This window comes from Psychrobacter sp. 4Bb, from assembly GCF_002836735.1.
Classification (GTDB): Bacteria; Pseudomonadota; Gammaproteobacteria; order Pseudomonadales; family Moraxellaceae; genus Psychrobacter.
Genome location: NZ_PJAS01000055.1, coordinates 1 through 23,973, shown reverse-complemented (window position 1 = coordinate 23,973; position 23,973 = coordinate 1). Strand labels below are relative to the sequence as shown.

Below are 23,973 nucleotides of genomic sequence, written 5' to 3'. Positions count from 1 at the left end.
AGTAAGAAAAAACCGGACTACTTTGAGTAATCCGGTTTTCTTATGCAATATAACTGTTTATAGCAAATGATTGCAATTCAGTGATTAGCTTGATTATTAAAGATTGACTGCTGCATTAGCAACGGCTTGTCTACGCTCTTGTTCTTTAATACGTTCAAACTTACGTTTTTCCTCTAAAGCCATTTGCTCTTCATCAAACACATCATAGGCTTCAACGATTTGTTGTACCAATTGATGTCGTACAACGTCTTTTGAATCAAACTTTGTGATATGAATCTCTTCGATATCTTTTAGAATATCCATTGCTTGTGCCAAGCCTGATTTGTGACCACGTGGCAAATCGACCTGAGTAATATCCCCAGTGATGACAGCACGTGAGCCAAAGCCCAAACGCGTCAAAAACATTTTCATCTGTTCAGGCGTGGTGTTCTGCGCTTCATCTAGAATGACAAACGAATTATTCAAAGTACGACCACGCATATAGGCCAGCGGAGCCACTTCAATAATCTGACGCTCAATCATTTTACCGACTTTCTCAAAGCCTATCATCTCATAGAGCGCATCATATAATGGGCGTAAGTACGGATCGATTTTTTGGGTCAAATCACCTGGCAAGAAGCCCAACTTTTCGCCAGCTTCTACTGCTGGACGCACTAGCAAAATACGCTCAATCTCATTACGCTCAAGCATATCCACGGCACAAGCCACCGCTAGATACGTTTTACCCGTACCAGCAGGCCCAATACCAAACGATACGTCAGAGCTCAGGACGTTTTTTACATAGCGTTGTTGATTGCCACCACGCGGAACGATGCGACCCTTACGTGTACGTAAACTAATAGGCGTAAACTCGCTAGCCTCATCCAAATCTTCATCATATTCCATATCATCATGGTCTTGTTCGTCTTCTTCGATGTCTTCATCACGAGAGAGGCTAGATTGGATGATAAGGTGCAGCTCTTCTGCACTGATGTCTTTGGTGTTCTGTGCTTCATCTACCATTTTGTAGATAATACGTTCACCACGTTCGACATTGGTCACATCGCCACTCAGGCAAAAATCGCCTTGGCGCTGCATGATTTTAATATCGAGGCGTTCTTGGATATATTTCATGTGATTGTTGTATTCACCAAGCACGGTTTTTAGCTGTGCTGGGGTCAGTGATTCAAACTTTATACGGCGGCTCATGGAATCAGTCAAGCGATTATCCTTTTATTGTGTACCCGACGCTATGATTTGGTTTTAATTGCGTGGCGGGTTGCAGAGATAAAATAGTTAGTGGTGTTACAGTATTTAGGTGGTAAAAAAATTGTAGATGATAAAAATGACGGCGATATTATTGTTGTTTTTGTGGAAGGTCGTAAATAAAAGTAATGAAAATAATGAAAAGTCTTGCCTTCATTATGGTAGAGAATTTTCAAATTTCAAGCCATACATCAGATAGATAACGCTGTTTTTGTATGCAGATTGCAACTGCTACAGCGATTTTCTATAGATCGATTTGATATTGCTATCAGTTCTATATGATTCATCGCTGCCCATCGTATGATAGCGCTTTAATAAGACTAAGGTTTTTGAGTTTTATAAATATAAATCTCGTTTATGATGAGAGTGAAGAAACGATTTGTCTACGGTTAAGACCACGGCAGAATAGACAATTTGTGGTAATCTATGGGCGATACCATAGTTTGCTGCAACCCATCTAATAACAGCAGCGACATGATAAGAATTATAAAATAAAGTCAGTGACGAGCGGCTATCTATCATAAATAAACTGCTTGTCCAAAAAATTATACTAGGAAAATAACGATGCAAGATACTGATTCACATTTATCCAATGCTGATAGCATACCTAAAAAGTTCGACAGCATCTCTAAAAACAAAGAAGCGATAACTGACCAGCAAGTGCTTATCGCGGGTGGTGGTCATGTTGGTTTGTCCTTTGCATTGCTATTGGCTCACCACGGTATTGCGAGTACCTTATTAGAAAAAAACAGCTATCCAACCATCAGTCCAACGGATGACAGTACTCGCAGCCATTATTTAGACAGTCGCAATACGGCGTTATCACGGCGCACGGTACAGATATATCAAGAGATTGGGCTGTGGGATGAATTACAGAGCCATGCCTGCCGTATCGATACCGTACAAATTAGTGAGCAAGGCAGTTTTGGACGCGCGCAGCTGAATAAAGCAGAAGAGCGCGTTGAGTCGTTTGGGCAAGTCATCGAAAACGCTTGGTTGGGTCGTAAGCTTTTATTAGCCGCACAGCAAGCGCCATTAATTACCTTGATAGATAATGCCAATGTGACAACTGTCCAACAGCAGGCCGATAGTGTGACACTTAGCTTTAATTATAACGATGAAGCCGAAAACGAGCAGCAGCTACAAGCTAGCGTATTAGTCGCTTGTGATGGACGCGATTCTACAGTACGCCAACTGCTAGATATTAGTACAACTACGTATGACTATCAGCAAACGGCCATCGTCGGCGTAGTAGAGACAGATACGCCACACGAGCATGCAGCGATTGAGCGTTTCAGTCCAGCTGGCCCACTTGCCGTACTCCCACTGACCGATCCAAAGGGTGATGGCAATGATGAGTATCAACAAGGCTACAGACGCTCTGTGGTGTGGGTATGCCCAACAGGTGAAGAAACCAGATATTTAGAAGACGACGCCCATTTCTTGCAGACATTACAACAAGCTTTCGGTCAACGCGCTGGCAAGTTTACCGCCGCTGGTCGCCGCGGCGCCTATCCATTGACCCGCGTACTAGCGGATAAGCAGGTAGAAGGGCGCTGCGTCATTATGGGCAATGCCGCTCATACCTTACACCCTGTCGCTGGTCAAGGCTTTAATCTCTGTATGCGAGATGCTCATGTATTGGCACAAATGCTAAATGCACAAGTACTCAAAGGCGCAGATATTGGTGATGCACAGTTATTGAAGCGTTATGAAAAAGCACGTCAAACCGACCAGAAGCGAGTGATTCGTTTTTGTGATGCGGTAGTACATGGCTTCACGCATCCTAACCCAGCGATTAAGCTGGCGCGAAATATGGCATTGTTGGCTTTTGATAAATTGCCAAATATCAAGCCACTAGTCGCCACTTATGCGATGGGTCTAAAATCATAGCGCTATAGTTAATCTTCTTTAAAAGAGTGACAGCGTTAACCTCGCTTGAAGTATTGCCTATACATCTGCACTCGGTTGCCTTGTCTCTCTTTTAAACTGAATCAACTAACTGTAATTAAGATTGATAATAAGCATTCTAATATTGAACAATATTGAGAGACACCTTATGAAAAACAACCATACGCTGATTATCGGTAGCGGTATCGTTGGGGCAACGCTTGCTCTAAAGTTGGCGCAAGATAAAATGCCAGTGACGTTGATTGATGCCCGTCCTGAGCGTGATGAATCAGCTTGGCAAGATATACTTAGCAAACGTGATGCACGTGTCTATGCACTTAGTATGGCTAGTATTAATTTGCTTAAAGATATTGGCGCTTGGCAACATATTGCCGCCTCTAAACGCAAAGCAGACTACTCGCAAATGCAGGTATGGCAGCTCAATGGTATGGGTGAGTTGTTATTTGGCGAAAGTGAAGATAGCAGCGCCGAGGATAATAGTAGTAAAAATCATGAGCCTACATTATTAGGTAGTATGGTTGAGCCTGCTGTTATCGAGTATGCACTATGGCAACGCTTGCATGAAGAGGATGTCAGTGAGTATCTCACTCTTATCGCTGGTCATAAAGTTGTCAATATGGATTGGCTAGGGGTGCAGCAAGGCTACCGTGTAATTCTGGACAATGGCGAAGCGATTGATGCGCGTCTATTAGTTGGCGCTGATGGGCGCGGTTCATTTGTCCGTCAGCAAGCAGGGATTGGCGTAGATACGTTAGATTATAATCAAACCGCAATTTGCTGTGCGATTCAGACTGAGAAACCGCATCAGGCAACTGCACGCCAAGCTATGCTACCGACGGGTACACTGGCACTATTGCCATTAGCAGATATAACCGATGCTGATAAGACAAATCCGCAGCATTGGCAGTCGATCGTATGGACATTGCCGCGCAATCAAGCATTGGCATTGATAGAGGAAGAAGATCGTTTTATTGCTGATAAGTTAGCAGCTGCTAGCAATTACGAGTTGGGTGCGATTAATCAGATTGAGTCTATCGCTAGTTTTCCATTAGCGGCACAGCAAGCGAAAAGCTACGTCGCTGATAACTTGGTACTTATTGGCGATGCAGCTCATGGCGTACATCCGCTGGCGGGTCAAGGGTTGAACCTCGGTATGCTGGACGTGCAAGTATTATGTGAGCAATTAGCGCATGACTTTACACGTAGTGACGGTACGCTTTGGGGAAGTAATCAAACGCTACGTCATTATGAGCGTTCGCGCCGTCCGCATAACAGCCTGATGATGCACAGCTTTTCTGCGCTTAACTGGTTATTTGCAGGGTCGCTTGCCCAAATTCGTCCTGTGCAGCAAATTCGTAATGAAGGCATGTACCGAGTCAGTAAAATAAAACCATTGATGCGCTTGTTTGCTAAGCAGGCGAGTGGGGTATAGGAATAACAATTTAAGTTAAATAATAAGAATATTTTCATGAAGCACATTTTAATCGACTATGAGAACATTCAGCCCAAAAGCTTCGATAATGTAGAGGTGGATGAATGTCATGTATGGCTTTTTTTGGGTATTAATCAGCAGAAGAGTCTACCTCTTGAATTGGTTGAAAACTTGCTCAGGTTTGATAATGAAAATGTGCACATTATTAAGATGCAACATGCAGGGAAGAATGCGCTAGATTTTTACTTGTCTTTTTATCTTGGCAAAATCTCTGAAATTGATCCTAGTGCTGATGTTTGTATTTTAGCAAGAGATAGTGGTTATGATATCTTGGTTGAGCATCTCAATAGTGCCTATGATGGTATGAGTATCATGCGGTTAGAAAATGCTAATCAGCTAACTGTGGCTTACGAGTCAAACATAGAAAGTGCATCAGATATAAAAAAAAGCCAACTTGTGATCGAAGACAGTCATCATGTTTTGTGTGATGACGTTACTAGCGTTGCCATGGACAATAAAAAATCTTTAGCGCAAAGCCTTGAAGAGAGTGTTCCCAAATCGGTTATACATGAGTGTTACGTGTTGGTTTTTGATAGCATTGTCAATCGTAAGGTGTTTTTACCGGGCTATAAATCTAACCTATTGTACTCGATAAAGAAGTACGTTCCAGTGACAGTACTAAAGAGATTTAATAGTACTGAGCAAGATTATATTTTTGAACAGGTTTTTGGAAAATTTATCAAAGCAGGACTTATTAGCCTTGATGAAAATGAAGAAAAATTAATTTATAAAATAGATAGTCAAGGAATATTAGATTTAGTCACTGATCAAGTTTTACGAAGTAAGGCAAAAGAAATTGATGGATTGAATAATGTGATAAAGCAAAAACTTGCAAGTTATCGCCAAGCAAATAGTCAGGATCAAATTGATTTAGTTATAAATTACCTCAAAAAAAAAGCAATAATAAAACAGGATAACAAAGCTATCTATTACTCACCTTTCAATAATGTCAAAGGAAATTCGAGTAAAGTTTCACAAGATGATAATAAGAATAGCAAAGACTCTGCTACAACATATCAACGTGCAATAGCACAGCTAAAAAGTAGACCAGCAGGTACTCGACCATCCAAAAAGTCAAGTTTAACAAACTATCTTAAAAGCCATTTACGCAATGAAGACTCTAAAACCATCGATAAGCTAGTTAAACAGATGGTTAGTAATAAAATAATCGTAATATCAAATACGAATAAGCTGATCTACAAAATATAGCTTAGCCAAGCGCTGAAAAGAAAACCATCAGCACTGGTGAGACAATATTGATCAAAAAGCCAAAGCTAATCGCTAGTGGCACGACTTTTAGTCCACCTGACTGCTGAATGATAGGCAAGGTAAAGTCTAAACTGGTCGCACCGCCAAGCCCAACCGCGGCAGAAGGGTATTTGCGCATAAATACCGGAATAAAGATTAATGCAAAGAACTCACGTACCAAGTCATTAAACAACGCGACACTGCCCCAGACAGCGCCATAAGCATCGGTCATGACAATCGCTGACAGTGAGTACCAACCAAACCCTGACGATAGTGCTAAGCCTTTCGTCCAAGACACATCAGTAAATAGTAGCGCAAAAATAAGCCCGCCTGCCAATACCGCTAGCGTAAAGATGATACTCATTTCTACGCCGCGTTTATTTAACAGTACTTCTTTTAAGGTGATGCCCGAGCCTTTTAAGCCTATACCGACCAGTAATATCAAAATCATTAGCATGACGGTCATAGTGTTTTCAGGCGGCATATAATCAGCAGGCAAGAAATAGCCAATCACCATCCCAATCACCACACAAACCACTTGCGCCAAGCTACCTCGTATACTCACCCGATGCTCTTTAGATTTTACGCTTGGTTTTTTGGCATGCCACGGACGCAGATGGTCAAACAGCATAAGCGCAAACAATCCCGTGCCAATTGTCAGTATTGATAATACAGTGACATACAGCGCAATTTCACCCAGCTGATTGCCCAGCCCTTCTACCTGAGACAGCTCAATACCGATCAACGCTAGGATGATAAATACTAGGTATGATAGACCTTTGTCGGCCAATTTTGTCATAGTAGGGTTGGACGGAATGGCAAAGCCAATAAACATTGGCATTAATACCAGAACAAGGGTGACTAGGCTTTGCATGATGACGGGCTCGCAGCATTTTTAATAAGGCGTTTTTAAGAAGCTGAAGATTGTACCATATAAGGTCAGCAATACTGATATGAGCCCCTGAGATTCATTGCAAATCATTGGTCGTTGTTGACTAAAATAGAAAACATTGGACGATTATCATGATGATAATAATATCTTTTTCAAAATGTTTGAACGTTTTTGAGCGCTCTGTAATTCTTTACCTTACAAACTTTTGTTGCTACATTAAAGTACTGAAAATATTTGGCTAGACTCATGTCGCTATATCAGCTCAAAACTCAGTTTCAAAATCAATTACGTCCGATAAGCAATACGCTGGTTGAGCAAAATATTACCGCTAACCAAGTGACGGTATCCGCTGTTTTATTAAGTATCGGTACTGCTTATATCATTGCCAAACCAGCAGCTGAACAGCAGAGGCTGTGGCTTTTATTGCCTTCATCATTATTTGTACGTATGGCACTCAATGCCATCGATGGCATGATGGCGCGTGAGCATGGACAGGCATCAAGGCTAGGAGCCGTGTTAAACGAGGTAGGTGATATGGTTGCCGATACGGCGCTATTGGCGAGCCTGGCGCCTCATATTCTGACCCATCATATCAATGATAAAGAACAGCAAACGTTAATAGTTAATTTGCCAACGAATATATCAACTTCTCAGCATCATATCACTGCTCTCATCGCCCTTAGTGTTGGCACCGAGCTGTTAGGCGTTACTAGTAATGCCATGTTAGGTGTTCGTGCTAACCAAGGGCCTTTGGGCAAAAGCGATCGTGCCTTCTTATTAGGTATGCTTGGTGCGTTTATGGGCATTAGAGCCAAAGCGCCAGCAAGTACTAAAACGCAGACGTCTTCGCCTGCCGTCAGAATAGGTCAATTATTTATACTAACAGAGATTATGTTATTAAAGACCTGTCTCAATCGACTACGTTATATGACAGAGTTATACTTGATGCGTAACCCACCTCAGCTGCGATCCGTACTGGGTGAGTCAACAAACAACTCACTATTTCTTACTGTTGTTTTACCAAGTACTTCTACTGATAACGCTCGCCCATTGGAGTTCAAAGAAATGCCAACCACAACCGTTGATAGTCAAAAATTCGAAGAACAGGCCAGTGTTGGTTTTGACTTGCCTGCATCTAAAATCATCAATGGTGAAAGCTGTTATAACGCTTACGACGGCACGGCTATTTATTATCGCTATTGGCTAACGACGCCTTTAGAAGACATGAAAAAATCAGCTATCAAGCAAGCCAACCAACCGTTGCGCCAAGTTATTTTATTGCACCGAGGACATGAGCATTCAGGACGATTGGCAGAGCTAGGAGAGCAGTTTGCAACCGCTGGCTATCAAGTATTTGCTTGGGATGCACGCGGTAATGGTCGCTCAGGCGGCATCAAAGACCATGCAGAGAGCGTTACCGAGCTTGAGCGAGATTTAGAAGGTTTTGTACAACTGGTGATTGGGCAAACAGGCATTGCTATCGAGGATACATTGATTGTCGCTAGTAGTATCGGCGCGGTATTGGCAGCCGCATGGGTACATGATTATGCGCCCAATATTCGCGGGATGATACTTGGTACGCCTGCTTTGAGTATTCGTCTGTATCTGCCCTTTGCCATACCATCGCTAAAGGTGGCACGTACGCTAGGTCTGATGTCACGTGTCAGCAGCTATGTTAAAGCACAAGTACTGACCCATGATAAAGACGCGCAGCAGGCTTACAATGCCGATCCGTTAATATCAAATAGTATCTCGACTGATTTACTCATTGATACCCATGCAACGGGTCAGCGTCTACTAGATGATGCTGGTGCTATCACCGTACCGACGTTTGTCTTGTGTGCAGGTAAGGATTATGTGGTCGATAAGCAGGCTGAGCGGAAATTCTATGAGGCGATTAACACACCGATCAAACGCTGGCAGTTGTATCCAGACAGCTATCATGCAATTTTTCATGAGACAAATAAAGCCGACGTATTCGCCGACTGTATTGAGTTTGCTGAGCAAATATTTAGCACACCAGTCCAAGCCCCTGATCTAAGTACCGCCCACTTAAACAGTGCCAGTAAGGATAAAGTGGATCGTTTGGCGATTAAACCATTCAATCCAAACTTTGCAATTACCCGTTTTGCGATGCAAAAGTTCGGTCATGTCAGCGATGCGATTGCCACAGGGCTGGAGCATGGATTTGATTCTGGTCATTCGCTAGATCATGTCTATTGCAATAAGCCTAGCGGTCAGAATAAGTTTGGACAGGCGGTCGATAAGTTTTATTTAAATAATATTGGCTGGCAAGGTATTCGTATTCGCCGTGAGCATATATTGGAGTTGGCACGCTTAGCACTTGCAGATATCGAAGATAAAAATCAAAGCAGCAATAAATCATACCAACCAAAACTGTTAGATATCGCTAGTGGGCATGGTTTTTATGCGTTTGATTTATTGAAAGAGTTTACAGAATTACATGCTGAATTACGTGATTATGAGATGCATAATATACAGGCATTGCACGCAAAGGCGGAGCGTTTTGCCATGAGTAGTCGAGTCGTGACCAGTCAAAAGGACGCCTTTGATCCTACTAGTTATATTGATGCACATACGAATGACACTAGTACCGATACTAAAAAATCAGATCTTGCTATTGCTTCTGGGTTATTTGAACTGTTCTCTGATAATGCGCTACCAGCGACAGCTTTGGCAGGTATTCATGATAGTTTAAAATCGGGCAGTTATCTGATTTATACCAACCAACCGTGGCATCCTGAACAGGAATTTATCAGTAAAACACTAAATAATCACCGTGGCAGTAGTTGGGTGATGCGTTGTCGCTCGCAAGCAGAAATGGATCAACTGGTTGAGCGTGCAGGCTTTAAGAAAGTCACGATGCGTATAGATCGCTTTGGTATTTTTACCGTGTCATTAGCGATTAAAACTGCACAAACTGATGATGAGTGATAGATGAATAATGAGCGGGTCAAGCCTTACGAACGTGTGCAGCTTTTTTCAGGGGGCGGCTCACGCTTTGGTTATTATTTGGGCAGTTATGCAGCACTAGCAGCGCATGATTTGACGCCAGACATTATCGTTGGTACTTGCGGTGGGAGTTTGTCTGCTTACTTAGTACAACTTGCGCCTGACCCCAAGGATTTGCAAGCGTTGATGTGCAGCCGTGAGTTATATCGCGTTATCACTGCCATCAGACATGTCGTGCCAGATGAAGCCAATAAACGTCTAAAGCTGCGCTATATGACCCATGCACTCAAACGTTGGCGGTTATCAAAGCAAAAGGATAATGGACAAAGACAACGTCAAGCAGACAGCTACGAGCGACTGTTAAATGAGTTGCAGCAGTTAGCGATGTTTCGTATCGATAACGAGCAGTACTGGCTAGATGAGCTGTCGCGTTTCGCTGCTAGTAATAATGATAGTGGCAATACTGATAAAGCAACGCCAGAGATAGCCATCATTGCCAGTCGATTGTATCAGGCACCTGCTGATAGATTATATAATGAAGAACTCGCACTGCAAGAGTTGTTATTTGCGCCGCCGTGCTTAGCAAATTTGCCAAATTTTGCATCAGGTCTGGCTGACGAACAAATAACGTCACCAGCGCATATATTTGCAAACGGACGCATACACCCGTCTGTAAAAGTACAGACGCAATGGGATTTTGCCCCAGTGATTCGCGCGTCTATGGCTGACATGTACTATCTACCGCCAACACATATCACAGAGCTTGGCTGGTGTTTAGGAGGTGTGATTAATCTCACACCGATTGAGTTGGCCTGTCAGTTGGGTGATAGCGTATTTGCAGAGACTAAGGCAGGTTATGACCCATGGCTGGCTGCTCCCGCGATTCAGCGCGTCTTTGGTTTTGATCCCAATGAGCGTTTGGCAGCAGTACACAGTTATCAACCAGTCAGTGTGTCGGCGCTCACTGAAACCATTAATAAAAACCGTCAGCTACATTGGTTACCATTTGCCGATAATGAACAGCAGTTAGCAGGTCAAAATGTGCAAAAGCGGTTTAACCTAAAGCAAATGACTGTTGAGCTAATACACAGCGACTATGACGGTTTTGTGCAGCAAATGCAGGCGCAATGGCAATATGGCTATCAGCGTACGGTCAACTATATACAGCAACATAAATTATGAAAAACATCGCAAAAGGTATCACTAGAAACCATGCGCCGCATATTATTATCGTTGGTGGTACGAGTGGCATTGGCTTGGCATTGGCGTTGCATCATCAGATGCTTGGCTGGCAGGTGAGCGTTGTTGGTAGTAGCGCAGCAAAGATAGCCGATATCAATAGCCAGCATCCTGCTATCGTAACTTATGTGTGTGATTTAACTGAACCAAATCAAACGCAAACGTTATTAGACAATTTGTCAGGTATTCCATTTCAAAGGCTGATCTATAGTGCTGGTAGCTATACCAATGAGCGTATCCATCACTTAAATCAAGCAGATAGCGACCAAATGCTAGCAATTAATTTACAGGCATTTGAGCAGGTTTTTAGATGGGCAAGTGATCAGTTAAAGCAGCAGTTAAAACAATCACATCAGGCGTTGGATTTGACTGGAAGTGACAGAACTAGCCTCATCTGTATTGCCTCTATCGCAGGTACGATGGATTATCCTTATGCTAGCCTTTATGCAAAAGGCAAACGTGCAATGATTGCTACGGCTAGCGCTTATCGAGCAGCACTTGCGCCTTACAACATCCAAGTGAACTGTATTGCTTCAGGCTATATCAATACTCAAACACTACGTGATTTAAACGATGGCGATGCTAGCCATAAGCCATTTATCATGAGCACGCAAGCAGCTGTTGTTCGTATTATGCAGGCGATTGACGATGATGTAGAACTAGCGATATTCCCACGCTCAATGCGCTATATCACGAGTGCCTTAAATCATTTGCCTAAGCCTGTGCTCAATTGGATATTGCGCAGTAAACTGGATAAAGCCAGATAGCATGTCTATCAATGTTTTGACTAGATCTAACCAAATAACCAGTAGAGTAGGGTAAATACTGGCACTCCAATCAGCAAACTGTCTATCCGATCTAACACCCCACCATGACCAGCGAGCATCGTTCCGGTGTCTTTCACCCCGTGCTGGCGCTTAAAGGCTGATTCTAATAGATCGCCAAAAATACCACTTACCGCCAAGCCATAGGCAGCTAATAGACAGACCCACCAATCAAAAGGAGTGAGCCAAAGACCTAATACCGCTGCCAACATTGCCGCAACTAAACTGCCAAAGATAGCACCTTCAATGCTTTTATTCGGGCTAATAGTCGGCGCTAGACCTCGTTTAAACAGCTTACGTCCAAGCAGTCTCCCACATAGGTATTGGGCAATATCATTAAACTGACTGGCAAATAATACGAAGAGTGAAACGCCATATTGTTCGCGTTGCCAGGTCAATTGCTGTAAGACAATAAGGCTAATGATGAGTGAGATGAAGGCAGCACTCAGTAGCAGGTCTAAGTAGTTAAGCCGCGTATAGTGTTGAGTCAGATTGAGAGAGGTTTTCGGTAGCAGGAGCGTACTTGGCTGTAAGCCTTGCGCTTGGAGTTTATGAATGAGCGCGGCTTTACTGCGTAAACACCATAGGCGTTTAATCTCGTAGCTACCGCATAAACCAATTAATATAAAAAATAAAATGAACAGCCATTGATAGGGATATACTTGCAAATGAGAACCTTGCGTATCGTTCGTTATTTTTGCAATCACATAGCAAGTGCAGAGCGCGGCAAGCATTAACCACCACGAGCGTGCTATCAGGTAGATTTTTGGCAAGCGTTTGCGCAGACGATGTACGGCAAGTACACTCCAAGCCAAGCTGACAATTATCATCAGGGCAATCACAAACACAATATCAGAAGCCATGCCATGGACACTCAAAGAAGAGGTAATATTTTAAGCCTATCCATAATGATAGCTTAAATGCTTCTTTAACTATAGTGTTAGATATCCTCTTGATGGATTTGGCTATTATCTGTTATCTGTTATCTGTTATCTGTTATCTGTTATCTGTTATCTGTTATCTGTTATCTGTCGTAGGCTTAAATATGGTCAGTAACAGGTATCGGATAGCGCTCGTCTTCTATAGTGTGAGAAAAGGAGTTAAGCATAGCGTTTCTCCGTGGCAAAATGATACTGGTTAAAGGCGTTTCAGCTAAGTTAGGATAATCCTCACGATAATGCCCACCGCGACTTTCAAAACGCTGATAAGCCGATTGGACAATCATCGTTGCTAACGCTAATTGCCTCACCAATTGAAAAATGGCAAGCTCACTGTTAGTAGTAGGAGTTCCACTGCTCGTATCAGATAACATGGTTTCAGTATGTTCGATTGACTCTTGCCACTGCTCAATTTGTCGCAATGCTTGCTCTAATTGTTTGGCACTACGTGTAATGCCCATATTGGCTGTCAAAAGAGCTTTCAACGCTATAGTTATCTCTGCACTATTTACGTCAGAATGAAGCGCTTTATCGGCATTATAAGTTGGATACGATGACTGCTTAGAAGAGGGCAAGATGACAGGTTGAGTGTTTTCTAATGTCGGAGATTGCCAAATATCGGCAGCTAACTGATGCAGTTCATAGTAGGTAGTCGTATGTGGCTGTGCCATTTTTTCTAAAGCTTCAGCCGTTTTCTTTAAAGCCTCTAAGTTCTTTAAGCGATCCAATTTTGTTAAGTAACGAGGTAAGTTGGCGGCGATGTTTCGACCAACTACCACACACTCCAACAATGAATTACTTGCTAAACGGTTGGCTCCATGTAGCCCTGTATAAGCAACTTCGCCTGCTGCATACAGCCCTGCAATATCGGTCAATCCATTGGCATCAGTCACCACGCCGCCACAACTATAGTGGGCAGTCGGAGCGACCGGAATAGGATCTGTGGTCATATCGATGCCGAGTGCTAGCAGCGTCTGATAAATCTGCGGGAAATGCGCCTGTATAAATGCGGCTGGCAAGTGACTGACATCAAGATGCACGTAGCCAAGTCCGTTACTACTAATCTGATTAGCTATTGCCCGAGCGACGATATCGCGTGGCGCCAACTCAGCGCGCTTATCTACTTCTAACATAAAGCGCGCGCCAGTCTGTGGACAATACAGTCGTGCACCTTCACCGCGTAACGCTTCAGATATCAAAAAACTGCTGTCATCTAATGCCAGACCCGTCGGATGAAATTGTACAAATTCTAAATTTGCCAAGCGGCAGCCTGCTTGCCATGCCATCATGACGCCATCACCAACACAGACATTAGGCGCGCTGGCACGCTTAAATAACTGACCTAAGCCACCACTAGCGAGTACGACAGCTGAACTATGAATGGTGAGTTGGCGCTTATTTACATGATCAAAGACCAACGCCCCTCGGCAATGTTTGATCTCGCTATCGTTCATACTAAAAGAGGAGCTGCTAATCAGAGGTGAAGTCAGTAACTCTAATGCTTCATGATAAGGCAAGATAGTGATATGGGTTGCAGCTTGTGCTTTGGTAATTAATGCATCCATCACGTGCCGACCCGTTGCATCATCCGCATGAGCCACACGTCTGCAGCCATGACCGCCTTCTTTGGTCAAGTGTAAATCATTGGTTTTTAAGGTAGTAAAGTCACGTGTATTATCATCTACTTTAGCTAAAGTGGTTTGAGTAAATGGCACACCTTGCTCGCATAGCCACTGCACCGCTTGCTGTCCTGCACCCAAGATACGAGCAGTATTGTCCGTCGCACACAATCCTGCACCAGCGATTAAGGTATCAGCGACATGATCAGTCACAGAGTCCGCCGTGTCTAAGCTAGCTGCGATACCACCTTGAGCGTAGTGACTTGAGCAAACCTCAAGCGCCGCTTTGCTTAAAACAGTGATATTCAGCGATATCGGCAGAGATAGCGCGGTGCTCAAACCTGCCAGACCAGCCCCAATAATAAGAACATCAGTTTTTATAATATTACTCATATCACTGCTGCTCCTATTATCTTTATAGCGAGTGGTATTAGAACAATCAACTGAATGCGACGGACTCATGTTAGGCTGCCCCAACGTTAGCGAACAGCGCACGGTCTTTTACTATGTCGCCACTGGCGGCTACACGTTGCTTTTGTGCTTTAGCAAAATCAAGCATCCGTTGTAATGGTTTTTTTGCTGCTACTGCTAACTCAGGTGTCATTAGCACTTCACCGCTTTGATTGGTTAAGCACTGCTCAATACCTTTTAGACCGTTCATGGCCATCCAAGGACAAAACGCGCAGCTCTTACAGCTTGCACTCTCACCAGCAGTTGGTGCGGCCAAGAATCGCTTGTTTGGTGAGCGTTTTTGCATCTCGTGCAATATGCCCAAATCAGTAGCGACGATAAAGGTATCAGCATCCATCTCATACGTTGATTGCAAAAGCTTGCTAGTCGAGCCGACCACATCGGCTAGTTCAACCACGCTATCAGGTGACTCAGGATGCACCAAGACTTTGGCCTCTGGGTGTTCCTCTTTTAGTTGCAGGAGTTCAGTGGCTTTAAATTCGTTATGTACCAAACAAGACCCTTGCCAAAGCAGCATATCTGCGCCAGTCTCACGAGCGATGTATTTACCCAAATGACGATCAGGCCCCCAAATAATCGGCTCACCTTGGGCGTGTAAGTGACTGACGATGTCTATACCGACAGATGAGGTGACCACCCAATCAGCTCTCGCTTTTACCGCGGCGCTGGTATTGGCGTAGACGACCACAGTACGCTCAGGATGGGCATCACAAAATGCTGAAAACTCATCAGCAGGGCAGCCCAAGTCAAGCGAGCATTCGGCTTCCAAATCTGGCATGAGGACAGTCTTTTCCATGCTTAATATTTTTGCCGATTCACCCATGAAGCGCACACCAGCGACAACCAATGTTTGAGCGCTATGAGCTTGTCCAAACCGAGCCATTTCAAGTGAGTCACCGACGCAGCCACCCGTTGCCAATGCCAAATCTTGGATAAAAGGGTCGACATAGTAGTGTGCTACCAGTACGGCATTATTCTCTTTCAGTAGCTTCTTGATATTTTCTTCGACTACGATGCGTTCAGCGCGAGGCAAGTCTGCTGGCATTTTAGCCTTAGCATATTCAATATTCATCTGGGTGGCGATGCGATTGTCCGTACTCATGATAGGTGCGTCGTAAGGATATTTTTTCATAATGGCAGCCTTTGTTGGTGCAATAACGATAAATGTGTGTGCTAAAAAATGGGTAATTGGACATAACAAATTTATAAGTTATCTTAATTATGCTCATTTTGAGCATAATTACAAGTGGTTTTTTATACTCAATAAGTCAAAAGATTAGGTTTTAGTGCCCAAAGTGATGTGTAATTAAGCCGTACTGAGCTTGAAAATGGTGCTAGTTCATGCCCCTTATAACTATTTATCGTTATTGATTTTTCATACTTACAACCACAGACTATGATAGTTTTGGATTCAAGCTATACTAAGCAATACCATAGCTATTAACCCGAATAGCCTTTCACATTTCAGAAAAAAAGGATAATTCCCAAAGCCATGACGTTGTCTTATTCACATGCGCACCAGCAAGGTAGCGGCACGACAGAAGTGGTCGCCGTATTGGTCGCTATCACCGATCATATCGCGCGCGTTCTAACCGTTGACCAAGGCAAGCTGTTGCCAAATGGGCCGCTTATGCCGCTACATCGCTCTCTACAAGCTGGCGTACGTCAGTGGGTAGAGGAGCAAACGCAGCAACCGCTCGGATACTTGGAGCAGTTATATACCTTTGTCGATACCAATAGACGTAACATCGACGGTCATGCGTTGGTGTATGTGAGTTATTTAGGTTTGGTGCAAGAGACGCAAACGCAGGCACTCCAAAGCAAAGCACTCTGGCGAGATTGGTACGACTATTTCCCATGGGAAAATCATTTGGACGGTATGCCCAGCATCATCATGGACTTTATCGTGCCTGCGCTACTTGAATGGGCCAATACTGCCAACGACTCGATTGTCCAACAGCGAAGGCGTCAGCGCATTGGCTTATGTTGGGGGCTGGACGAAGCGTTTTTAGCAAGTGGCAAACTCACTGACAGTCAATCAGTTAACGAACACGATAATGAAAGTAGAGAATGGATTGCAGAGCATGTATTACTACGTTATGAAATGCTTTATGAAGCAGGTCTGATACCCGAAGCCCCTAATTATCCGCCCAATTATCAGGCTGTTGCCTTGCCAGAGGACTGGTCACAACGCATAGGCGTACCCATGTATTACGATCACCGTCGCGTGATCGCTACTGCTATCTCAAGACTGCGCGCGAAGATTGAATATAGACCGCTTATTTTTGGGCTAATGCCAGACGTCTTTACCTTATCGCAGTTGCAGCAGAGTGTTGAAGCACTATCAGGCGTGCGCTTGCACAAGCAAAACTTTCGTCGCTTGCTCGATTCGCAAAATCTAGTAATGGAGACAGGAGAGAGTAGTACTGCTCAGCGTGGTCGTCCTGCCAAGTTATATCGCTTCCGCCATGATATTGAATTACAGAGTTTATTGATGGATAGCAAACTTCCCAAGCGTAAATAGTCGTTTCAAGCCATTCCGTTGTATCTCTAAATCGGTTTGTAAAACGAAAAATTTGTCACCTTTCCTTGCAGGGTCGCTAACTTTACGCTATATTTATGCTCATTTTGAGTTTAAATAACGAGCAGTTTCTATCAATATCATGCCTAGATAAGGGTCAAAGATGACAATTGAAAAAGAGCCAGCATTGGATGACGTATTGCTCAAGCCATTGGTTGAGAATGCACTAACTGAAGATTTGGGTAGGCGTGGTGATGTAACCTCACAAGCTACTATCCCAACCGATATGCAAGCGCAGTTGCAGATCAAGGCGCGGCAAGCAGGCGTGATATGCGGTATCGACTTGGCTCGTTTGTCTTTTGCCTTAGTCGATACACAAATTGAGTTTATTGCACAAGTACAGGATGGTGAAACAGTAGAGGCTGGCGCAGTGTTAGCGACCGTAAAAGGTAACGCGCGTCACTTATTGACAGCAGAACGCACGGCACTGAACTTTATGACCCATCTCAGTGGTATTGCGACAGCGACCCGTCAGATTGTCGATAGTGTGGCCCAATATCCTGCGCAGATTACTTGTACACGCAAGACCATTCCAGGCTTACGTATCGTACAAAAATACGCCGTACGCTGCGGCGGCGGACGCAATCATCGCTTGGGATTGGATGATGCGATTTTAATCAAAGACAATCATATCGCGATTGCGGGTGACATCAAAACGGCCATTCAGCAAGCACAGAAATTTGCTGGGCATCTGATTCCTATTGAGGTCGAAGTCGATACGCTAGAGCAATTAGAGCAAGCGCTCGATGCAGGTGTGAGTTTAGTGCTATTAGACAACATGTCGCCTGAAACATTATCGCAAGCGGTTACTATGTGTCAGGGTCGAGCAAAGACTGAAGCCTCAGGTGGTATTACGCCTGAAACGGTACAAGCGGCGGCAAGTACAGGGGTTGATTTTATCGCGATGGGCTATTTGACGCACAGTACGACAGCCTTGGATATTGGGCTAGATTTTAGTGCATAAGTGCAGGCGTAATAAAGGCTAATATCATTATATACGCTAGATTTTAGCGAAAGGACTATCACCGAGTTAATAGAATGGCAATTTATACTGACAGCTTGTACTGATAATCGGTTAAATGCTTGTTTTTACACTGAAGCTTTACTAAGGTGACATGTAGGCGTAACGGCGCAAAGTTAATGATTTTCTTAGCTTATCTGCCTATGTTAGAATATAAGCTACAATGCCGTTTTTAACTGCCTATTGGGTCATCGTTGCACTTGCACGATGGCCTTATCTTTTTGCACCAGTGGTATCAATAGACAAGCGAGCGCTCAGTGAATACTGAAATTATCAAGATAATCCTAGCCTTTATGGTATTGATCAATCCATTTAGCGCATTGACGTTATTTTTAGATTTGACTCGCGGCTATTCGATGAACAATCGACGTAAGGTCGCGCGCGTTGCTTGTTTGACCATTTTTATTACCATCAGCTTTTTTACGATTGCAGGTGAAACGCTACTAAAAACCCTTGGTATTTCTATCGGCTCGTTCCAGTTGGCAGGCGGTATATTGGTATTTTTAATTGCGCTAAATATGATGAATGGAGAGGGTAACCCTGTTAAACCTGATCAAGAGAACTTCGATGTTGATCATGTGAAAGACGCGCCAGTCTCGATGGCAGCTGCCGTGGTTCCCCTCGCGATTCCAATGATGATTGGGCCTGGTGGTATCTCCACGGTTATCATTTACTCTTCACAAGTATCAGGTATTTTGCAGGTATCCGCTATCTTGATTGCTGGCTTATTCATCAGTCTGTTTTGCTATTTGGCATTGATGGCGGCAGGTCGTATCAGTCGCTTACTAGGCGATACTGGCTTGAACATCATGAGTCGAATCATGGGTATGCTATTGGCAGCCGTTTCTATCGAAATTATCGTTAATGGACTGCGTACGCTGTTTCCTAGCTTGATGTAAATGATCAATACAATATTATCGCTAACCATATATATTTATACAGTGGTTAGCGGATATCGACCTGATTCAGTATTATCCAATACGTCGTTTACTTAATATTCAGTTTATTCAACACTCAGCTTATCTATCATTTCCTAGTTATACTTCTATCAGCTTTGATACAAATGCCAAGCTAGATAGAGCATCAGTAACCCTACCAAAGCATCTAGTATGTTCCATGCCTTAGGTTTCTCAAATAGAGGCCTGAGTAATCGCGCACCATATCCAAGCGCAAAGAAGAAAAAGAACGAGGCGCTAATTGCACCTGCGGCGAACGTCAATTTACTGCTTGCACCTGTAGAGACCATGCCGACGAGTACCAATGTGTCTAGATAGACGTGCGGGTTTAGCCAAGTAAAGCCAAAGCATAGTAACAAGGCTTTTTTTAAGCTAGTCACGACTTGTCCTTCGACAGTCAAAGCATGTGACACGCGTACGCTGGCATACAAACTCTGTAAGCCATATCCTAATAAAAATATAACGCCTGCTATTTTTGCGATATCTATAACGTGAGGATAGCGGGCCGTAACTGCACCAAAACCACCAACACCTGCTGATATTAAAAACGCATCGCTCACCGCACAAAATAAACAAACAAAAAATATGTGCTCGCGTTTGAGCCCTTGTTTGAGTACAAAGGCGTTTTGGGAGCCAATAGCAATGATGAGAGATAACCCAAGTAGGAAACCAGAGATATAATCGGGAGCATTCATAATACGGTGCTTAACGGTTGGCGTGTAGGAATGGTGACATTTTGCTTACTGGCAGGCCAGCAAAAACCTGCTAAGATACGCTATTGAATGAATGTATGCAATATGCGCACAATGTGAGTGTAATAGACGAGGGGCAGAGCAAGTCATGGTAGTCAGTTTGACAAGAATGCTACAGTCATTTGGGCAAGCTCAAGATGACCTACCGACATTGGCAGCAAAGAATGCTCAGGAGATGAGCGTCAATCATGAACAGGATGCTGCTGCCAAGAGTGATAGCAATCACGCAGTACATGAGCGTTCTACACTGACTCCGCCTGAACGTGTAAACCGCATATGTGATGCGTTGGCACAAGTGAGTGATAGCCAATCATCCACGCCTTTGACCGATCGCTATCTGAGTAATCGTGCTCAAATGCGCCCAACCAATAGACCGCCTTTTGACCCAGATACTTTGTGGTATCTCAAACATGGACGTTGTCCGATTATGACTGAGCTTGTTGATGTGGTTGATGAGGCCACCCTAAATGCCATGCCTATTGAAGCCGTTGCGATATTAGATCGTATCAACGGTAAGCTAAAGCGTTACCGTGAGTGGAGTAGTGAGCTGAACGAACAGCAACAGCAGCAACATAATGAGCGTCAGTTCGTCATCGATAAATTAGTGTCCGAAAGTATCCCTGAAGCATTGCATCATTATGAGCAGCTACAACGCTTTAGTCCGCATCGCACCAAAAATAATATGGTACAGGGTAAGATGACAGCCGGTGATATGCTGACAGACTTGTTCTTAGAGATTGACTACGAGCTTGACGAATTATTGGATGAATTGCATCAGACAGTCTTAAACCGCCTTGCCTCAACCCACCGTTATGTGAAGAGCCGTACGCAAAGTTAAATTTTCTCTGATGACACTTTCTCTCGTACATTTGCAAAGGTTAAGTATTATCAAAAAACACAATCGACCCAATGCATAACAATATAGGGCTTTAATAGAGCCTTATTTTTTTGTTTAATAATAACAACCATAAAAAATCAGCCACGACATTCTGATAAGTAATAAGGACAATATAATGACCCAAATGACTGCAATGTTCGTAATGTTTGTTTTGTATGGGCTGTTGCCAGCGGCTGGGTTATATCTAGGTTATCGTGGCATTAAAAAAGTCACAGCACCCAAAATGCTCGAATATAAGGCGATTCCGCAACTGGGTTATATACCTGAAAAAAGCCTACCTGTCGACGTTAAAACTGCTCTGGAGCAAATTAATACAAAGGGTGAAAAGTTGCGTGTCATGTATGGCGATACCAATAATGATGGCAAGATTGATGATAAGGATACCATCAACGAAACTTATATTATGATTCAAAATTTAATGGATAGGCACGTGCCACAAGCAGTGGCTGACTATCGCCGCTTACATGATTTAGATGTGACGGATAGTGCGCTTGCTGACACTACCAAAATTAAGCATTCTAATGTCACGGGCAAAGAAGCCTTGTTAGACGTGCTTAAGACAATTAACACACAGTTCGATGACCTACTCAACGCGTCATATCATCAAGACGGTCAAAAACTACTTGCAACCAATCGCTATCTCCAAAAACGTTTTGACAAACCTGCTAGCAATACAGAGTTTCAAAAGCCCGATAGCAATGCCAGTAGTGATGCCAATAATAATGCGAGTAGTAATGTAGATATCCAAGCGATTGAAAGCCCGACTGGTGAAAGTGTGAGCGCTGAAGATATTAAGCTATAAATACAAAGTTGAATGGTGAAAGGGTAAAGAGCAAGCGTATATGAGTATCTTAATAGGCATCGGCATTGTAACGACCGTCACTACCTTTTATCTAGGTAGAAAAGGCTGGCAGGCTTTTCATAAAGCCGTCGGTATCTCACCTGGCGTACTCACTTATCAAGATTATGATGCGCCCTTGTCATTAGCCACATTAAGCTTGCAGCAGTTAACGTTAAATAAACAGCACTTAAAAAACTTGTCTGAGCAGCAACTACGCCAGTTAAAACGTATTGATGAGAAAGTAAGCAGTTATCACGCTTATCAAGCAGCCCTACAAACTCAGAATAAGACACCAGCGATAACAGAAGCGCAGTTTGTATTGAATAAAATGCTGCAAACACGGTTACCCGAAATGCTAGCCACTCACTATCAGTTAACAAATATAAATGCCAATAATGGGAATAACGACAAGAGATTGGAAGCTAATGAGTTATTGCAGAGTGTTTTAGATAATATCGAACAGCGTTTGGACAGGCTGCTGGTACAAATAGACGAGGAACAGCTACAGGAGCTGCGAGTCATGAAGCACTATATTAATAGCCACGATAGCTGAGCCGTTATTTTTATACTAAGCAACTGTGACGTCTGTAAACTATGACGCCCATAAAGAGACACAAAAAAAGCGGTCAATGACTATTCATCATTGACCGCTTTTTATGCTTATCCCAAATCTATTTAAGACTTAGAATAATGTTAAATCAATTTAACTAGCGCTTATCATTGCGATCACGGGTGTTGCGTGTACCGCGGCTGGCAGGGCTAGCGCTACTTTTAGGTTTCGCGCTGCTATTGCGGTTATCGCTACGAGTGTCAGTGCGACGCGCTTTAAGCGGCTTATTTCTAATACGTTCCTGCTTTTCTTTGGCTGCGCCATGTAGACCCGTGCCATAACGTGGGCGTAAGCTGACCAAATCCGTCAACGTGTTGATTTCTTTTTTATCAAGCTCTAAGAAACGGCCAGTACGTAGCTCTTTTGGTAGAACAATCGTGCCATAGCGTGTACGTAGTAGACGACTAACTTTTAGACCTTGTGATTCAAACAAACGACGTACTTCGCGGTTACGGCCTTCTTTTAGCTGGACGTGATACCACTTGTTAACGCCTTCGCCGCCGCCTTCTTTGATGTCTTCAAATTTGGCAAGGCCATCTTCTAGCATGACGCCAGCGGTCAATGCACGGGCGATATCAGGCGTTACTTCACCCAATACACGTACCGCATATTCCCGAGTAACTTCACCAGATGGATGCATCAAGCGATGCGCCATTTCACCATCGTTAGTAAATAACAATAGGCCAGTTGAGTTAATGTCCAAGCGTCCAACCATTACCCAGCGGTCATGAGTCAGCTTTGGCAAACGTTCAAAGACAGTTGGGCGACCTTCTGGATCTTTAGCCGAGCAAACTTCGCCTTCAGGCTTGTAGTAAGCGATAACACGGCGACGCTTCTCATTTTCAGAAGTGTATTTGATTTGACGGCCATCAACGCGAATCTCATCACCTTGCGAGACGCGATCACCGATGGTCGCAGGACCGTTGTTAACCGTTACGCGGCCAGATTTGATGACTTCTTCCATTTGGCGGCGTGAACCAAGTCCCATACGGGCGAGTGCTTTCTGTAATTTTTCGTCTTTCATCATAATATCCTTGAGTCGGTGGGTTTACATTTCTCAATGTAAAAAATCGGATTGACTATTCTACGCTATTTTAACAAATTTAGCACGTAAACCAATACTTTACTGGTTATTAATGCATAAACAAACATGATGCTAATCAATAAAAGTTTATTAGTCGTATACGAAATATAGACTCGGAGACTCTTAGTGACTAACTATATAAGTTAATACATAGACACAAATACTTACACTACTTCGGCATTAAAAGGATATTTCCAATTATAAATGCAATCGAAAAAAGTCTTCATTAAGTTAGATTTCTTCAAATTAAAAATAAAAATTTTATTTATGACGAAGCTGTTTTCACTTGCGTTTTTTTATCGCTCAACAATCTAAAAGTCGATATAAATTTTTGCAATTAGCCGAAAATAAAGGGCTTGATGAGAAATTGCAAAATAG

General features: G+C 43.4%; 19 protein-coding genes. 12 read left to right on the top strand and 7 right to left on the bottom strand.

Going from position 1 to position 23,973, the window contains the following annotated elements:
• Positions 1-96: 96 nt before the first annotated feature.
• On the bottom strand, positions 97-1,200 hold the full coding sequence (locus CXF60_RS04940) for a PhoH family protein (RefSeq protein ID WP_180958089.1): 1,104 nt from the start codon (positions 1,198-1,200) through the stop codon (positions 97-99).
• A gap of 609 nt (positions 1,201-1,809) precedes the next feature.
• Between CXF60_RS04940 and CXF60_RS04935 the strand changes: the two genes are divergently transcribed.
• From CXF60_RS04935 to CXF60_RS04925, 3 genes are all read left to right on the top strand, one after another.
• Positions 1,810-3,138: a UbiH/UbiF/VisC/COQ6 family ubiquinone biosynthesis hydroxylase gene (locus CXF60_RS04935; protein WP_102091031.1), complete on the top strand. Its 1,329-nt coding sequence runs from the start codon at positions 1,810-1,812 to the stop codon at positions 3,136-3,138.
• 166 nt (positions 3,139-3,304) lie between these two features.
• A complete protein-coding gene (locus CXF60_RS04930; protein ID WP_102091030.1) occupies positions 3,305-4,588 on the top strand; it encodes an FAD-dependent monooxygenase in 1,284 nt (427 codons plus the stop codon).
• Positions 4,589-4,624: 36 nt separating this feature from the next.
• Positions 4,625-5,857, top strand: coding sequence for a PIN domain-containing protein (locus CXF60_RS04925; RefSeq protein WP_102091029.1), 1,233 nt, complete (start codon positions 4,625-4,627; stop codon positions 5,855-5,857).
• A 1-nt stretch (position 5,858) separates the two neighbouring features.
• Here CXF60_RS04925 and CXF60_RS04920 read toward each other — a convergent pair whose 3' ends face one another.
• Positions 5,859-6,770, bottom strand: coding sequence for a LysO family transporter (locus tag CXF60_RS04920; RefSeq protein ID WP_102091028.1), 912 nt, complete (start codon positions 6,768-6,770; stop codon positions 5,859-5,861).
• Between the two features lie 264 nt (positions 6,771-7,034).
• Here CXF60_RS04920 and CXF60_RS04915 point away from each other — a divergent pair, with 264 nt between their 5' ends.
• The 3 genes from CXF60_RS04915 to CXF60_RS04905 are packed head-to-tail and all read left to right on the top strand — an operon-like array spanning position 7,035 to position 11,767.
• Positions 7,035-9,743 carry an alpha/beta fold hydrolase gene (locus tag CXF60_RS04915; protein WP_102091027.1) on the top strand — a complete coding sequence of 903 codons (2,709 nt, stop codon included), beginning with the start codon at positions 7,035-7,037 and terminating at the stop codon, positions 9,741-9,743.
• A 3-nt stretch (positions 9,744-9,746) separates the two neighbouring features.
• Positions 9,747-10,943, top strand: coding sequence for a patatin-like phospholipase family protein (locus CXF60_RS04910; RefSeq protein ID WP_102091026.1), 1,197 nt, complete (start codon positions 9,747-9,749; stop codon positions 10,941-10,943).
• A complete protein-coding gene (locus tag CXF60_RS04905; RefSeq protein ID WP_102091025.1) occupies positions 10,940-11,767 on the top strand; it encodes an SDR family NAD(P)-dependent oxidoreductase in 828 nt (275 codons plus the stop codon). Before CXF60_RS04910 ends, CXF60_RS04905 begins: the two co-directional genes overlap by 4 nt.
• A 26-nt stretch (positions 11,768-11,793) precedes the next feature.
• Here CXF60_RS04905 and CXF60_RS04900 read toward each other — a convergent pair whose 3' ends face one another.
• The 3 genes from CXF60_RS04900 to nadA all read right to left on the bottom strand — a co-directional run bounded on the left by CXF60_RS04900 (position 11,794) and on the right by nadA (position 15,984).
• Positions 11,794-12,687 carry a phosphatidate cytidylyltransferase gene (locus CXF60_RS04900; RefSeq protein WP_102091024.1) on the bottom strand — a complete coding sequence of 298 codons (894 nt, stop codon included), beginning with the start codon at positions 12,685-12,687 and terminating at the stop codon, positions 11,794-11,796.
• A gap of 176 nt (positions 12,688-12,863) precedes the next feature.
• A complete protein-coding gene (gene nadB / locus CXF60_RS04895) occupies positions 12,864-14,774 on the bottom strand; it encodes an L-aspartate oxidase (RefSeq protein ID WP_102091023.1) in 1,911 nt (636 codons plus the stop codon).
• A gap of 70 nt (positions 14,775-14,844) precedes the next feature.
• On the bottom strand, positions 14,845-15,984 hold the full coding sequence (gene nadA / locus CXF60_RS04890; RefSeq protein ID WP_102091022.1) for a quinolinate synthase NadA: 1,140 nt from the start codon (positions 15,982-15,984) through the stop codon (positions 14,845-14,847).
• 360 nt (positions 15,985-16,344) lie between these two features.
• Between nadA and CXF60_RS04885 the strand changes: the two genes are divergently transcribed.
• The 3 genes from CXF60_RS04885 to CXF60_RS04875 all read left to right on the top strand — a co-directional run bounded on the left by CXF60_RS04885 (position 16,345) and on the right by CXF60_RS04875 (position 19,353).
• Positions 16,345-17,376 (top strand): NUDIX hydrolase, encoded by a 1,032-nt coding sequence (locus CXF60_RS04885; protein WP_101206240.1) that lies wholly within the window; start codon positions 16,345-16,347, stop codon positions 17,374-17,376.
• A gap of 160 nt (positions 17,377-17,536) precedes the next feature.
• Positions 17,537-18,397: a carboxylating nicotinate-nucleotide diphosphorylase gene (nadC, locus tag CXF60_RS04880; RefSeq protein ID WP_102091021.1), complete on the top strand. Its 861-nt coding sequence runs from the start codon at positions 17,537-17,539 to the stop codon at positions 18,395-18,397.
• A gap of 314 nt (positions 18,398-18,711) precedes the next feature.
• The gene (locus CXF60_RS04875; RefSeq protein WP_082624565.1) at positions 18,712-19,353 is read left to right on the top strand and encodes a MarC family protein; all 642 of its coding nucleotides are present in this window, start codon (positions 18,712-18,714) and stop codon (positions 19,351-19,353) included.
• Positions 19,354-19,502: 149 nt separating this feature from the next.
• Here CXF60_RS04875 and CXF60_RS04870 read toward each other — a convergent pair whose 3' ends face one another.
• Positions 19,503-20,105 carry a LysE/ArgO family amino acid transporter gene (locus CXF60_RS04870; RefSeq protein ID WP_101206238.1) on the bottom strand — a complete coding sequence of 201 codons (603 nt, stop codon included), beginning with the start codon at positions 20,103-20,105 and terminating at the stop codon, positions 19,503-19,505.
• Positions 20,106-20,250: 145 nt separating this feature from the next.
• Here CXF60_RS04870 and CXF60_RS04865 point away from each other — a divergent pair, with 145 nt between their 5' ends.
• The 3 genes from CXF60_RS04865 to CXF60_RS04855 all read left to right on the top strand — a co-directional run bounded on the left by CXF60_RS04865 (position 20,251) and on the right by CXF60_RS04855 (position 22,454).
• Complete coding sequence (locus tag CXF60_RS04865; protein ID WP_228707047.1) at positions 20,251-21,000, top strand: hypothetical protein; 750 nt, start codon at positions 20,251-20,253, stop codon at positions 20,998-21,000.
• A gap of 175 nt (positions 21,001-21,175) precedes the next feature.
• Positions 21,176-21,862, top strand: a complete 687-nt coding sequence (locus CXF60_RS04860; RefSeq protein WP_102091019.1) for a hypothetical protein — start codon at positions 21,176-21,178, stop codon at positions 21,860-21,862.
• Positions 21,863-21,902: 40 nt separating this feature from the next.
• Positions 21,903-22,454: a hypothetical protein gene (locus CXF60_RS04855; protein ID WP_102091018.1), complete on the top strand. Its 552-nt coding sequence runs from the start codon at positions 21,903-21,905 to the stop codon at positions 22,452-22,454.
• A gap of 154 nt (positions 22,455-22,608) precedes the next feature.
• On the opposite strand, the gene rluB is transcribed toward CXF60_RS04855, so the two are convergent.
• A complete protein-coding gene (rluB, locus tag CXF60_RS04850; RefSeq protein ID WP_101206234.1) occupies positions 22,609-23,535 on the bottom strand; it encodes a 23S rRNA pseudouridine(2605) synthase RluB in 927 nt (308 codons plus the stop codon).
• Positions 23,536-23,973 lie beyond the last annotated feature (438 nt).

What these genes read in the sequence shown, in the direction of transcription:
- CXF60_RS04935 (WP_102091031.1), top strand. Translation starts at nt 1,810, where the DNA reads ATGCAAGATACTGATTCACATTTATCCAATGCTGATAGCATACCTAAA.
- CXF60_RS04930 (WP_102091030.1), top strand. Translation starts at nt 3,305, where the DNA reads ATGAAAAACAACCATACGCTGATTATCGGTAGCGGTATCGTTGGGGCA.
- CXF60_RS04925 (WP_102091029.1), top strand. Translation starts at nt 4,625, where the DNA reads ATGAAGCACATTTTAATCGACTATGAGAACATTCAGCCCAAAAGCTTC.
- CXF60_RS04920 (WP_102091028.1), bottom strand. Translation starts at nt 6,770, where the DNA reads ATGCAAAGCCTAGTCACCCTTGTTCTGGTATTAATGCCAATGTTTATT.
- CXF60_RS04915 (WP_102091027.1), top strand. Translation starts at nt 7,035, where the DNA reads ATGTCGCTATATCAGCTCAAAACTCAGTTTCAAAATCAATTACGTCCG.
- CXF60_RS04910 (WP_102091026.1), top strand. Translation starts at nt 9,747, where the DNA reads ATGAATAATGAGCGGGTCAAGCCTTACGAACGTGTGCAGCTTTTTTCA.
- CXF60_RS04905 (WP_102091025.1), top strand. Translation starts at nt 10,940, where the DNA reads ATGAAAAACATCGCAAAAGGTATCACTAGAAACCATGCGCCGCATATT.
- CXF60_RS04900 (WP_102091024.1), bottom strand. Translation starts at nt 12,687, where the DNA reads ATGGCTTCTGATATTGTGTTTGTGATTGCCCTGATGATAATTGTCAGC.
- nadB (WP_102091023.1), bottom strand. Translation starts at nt 14,774, where the DNA reads ATGAGTAATATTATAAAAACTGATGTTCTTATTATTGGGGCTGGTCTG.
- nadA (WP_102091022.1), bottom strand. Translation starts at nt 15,984, where the DNA reads ATGAAAAAATATCCTTACGACGCACCTATCATGAGTACGGACAATCGC.
- CXF60_RS04885 (WP_101206240.1), top strand. Translation starts at nt 16,345, where the DNA reads ATGACGTTGTCTTATTCACATGCGCACCAGCAAGGTAGCGGCACGACA.
- nadC (WP_102091021.1), top strand. Translation starts at nt 17,537, where the DNA reads ATGACAATTGAAAAAGAGCCAGCATTGGATGACGTATTGCTCAAGCCA.
- CXF60_RS04870 (WP_101206238.1), bottom strand. Translation starts at nt 20,105, where the DNA reads ATGAATGCTCCCGATTATATCTCTGGTTTCCTACTTGGGTTATCTCTC.
- CXF60_RS04865 (WP_228707047.1), top strand. Translation starts at nt 20,251, where the DNA reads ATGGTAGTCAGTTTGACAAGAATGCTACAGTCATTTGGGCAAGCTCAA.
- CXF60_RS04860 (WP_102091019.1), top strand. Translation starts at nt 21,176, where the DNA reads ATGACCCAAATGACTGCAATGTTCGTAATGTTTGTTTTGTATGGGCTG.
- CXF60_RS04855 (WP_102091018.1), top strand. Translation starts at nt 21,903, where the DNA reads ATGAGTATCTTAATAGGCATCGGCATTGTAACGACCGTCACTACCTTT.
- rluB (WP_101206234.1), bottom strand. Translation starts at nt 23,535, where the DNA reads ATGAAAGACGAAAAATTACAGAAAGCACTCGCCCGTATGGGACTTGGT.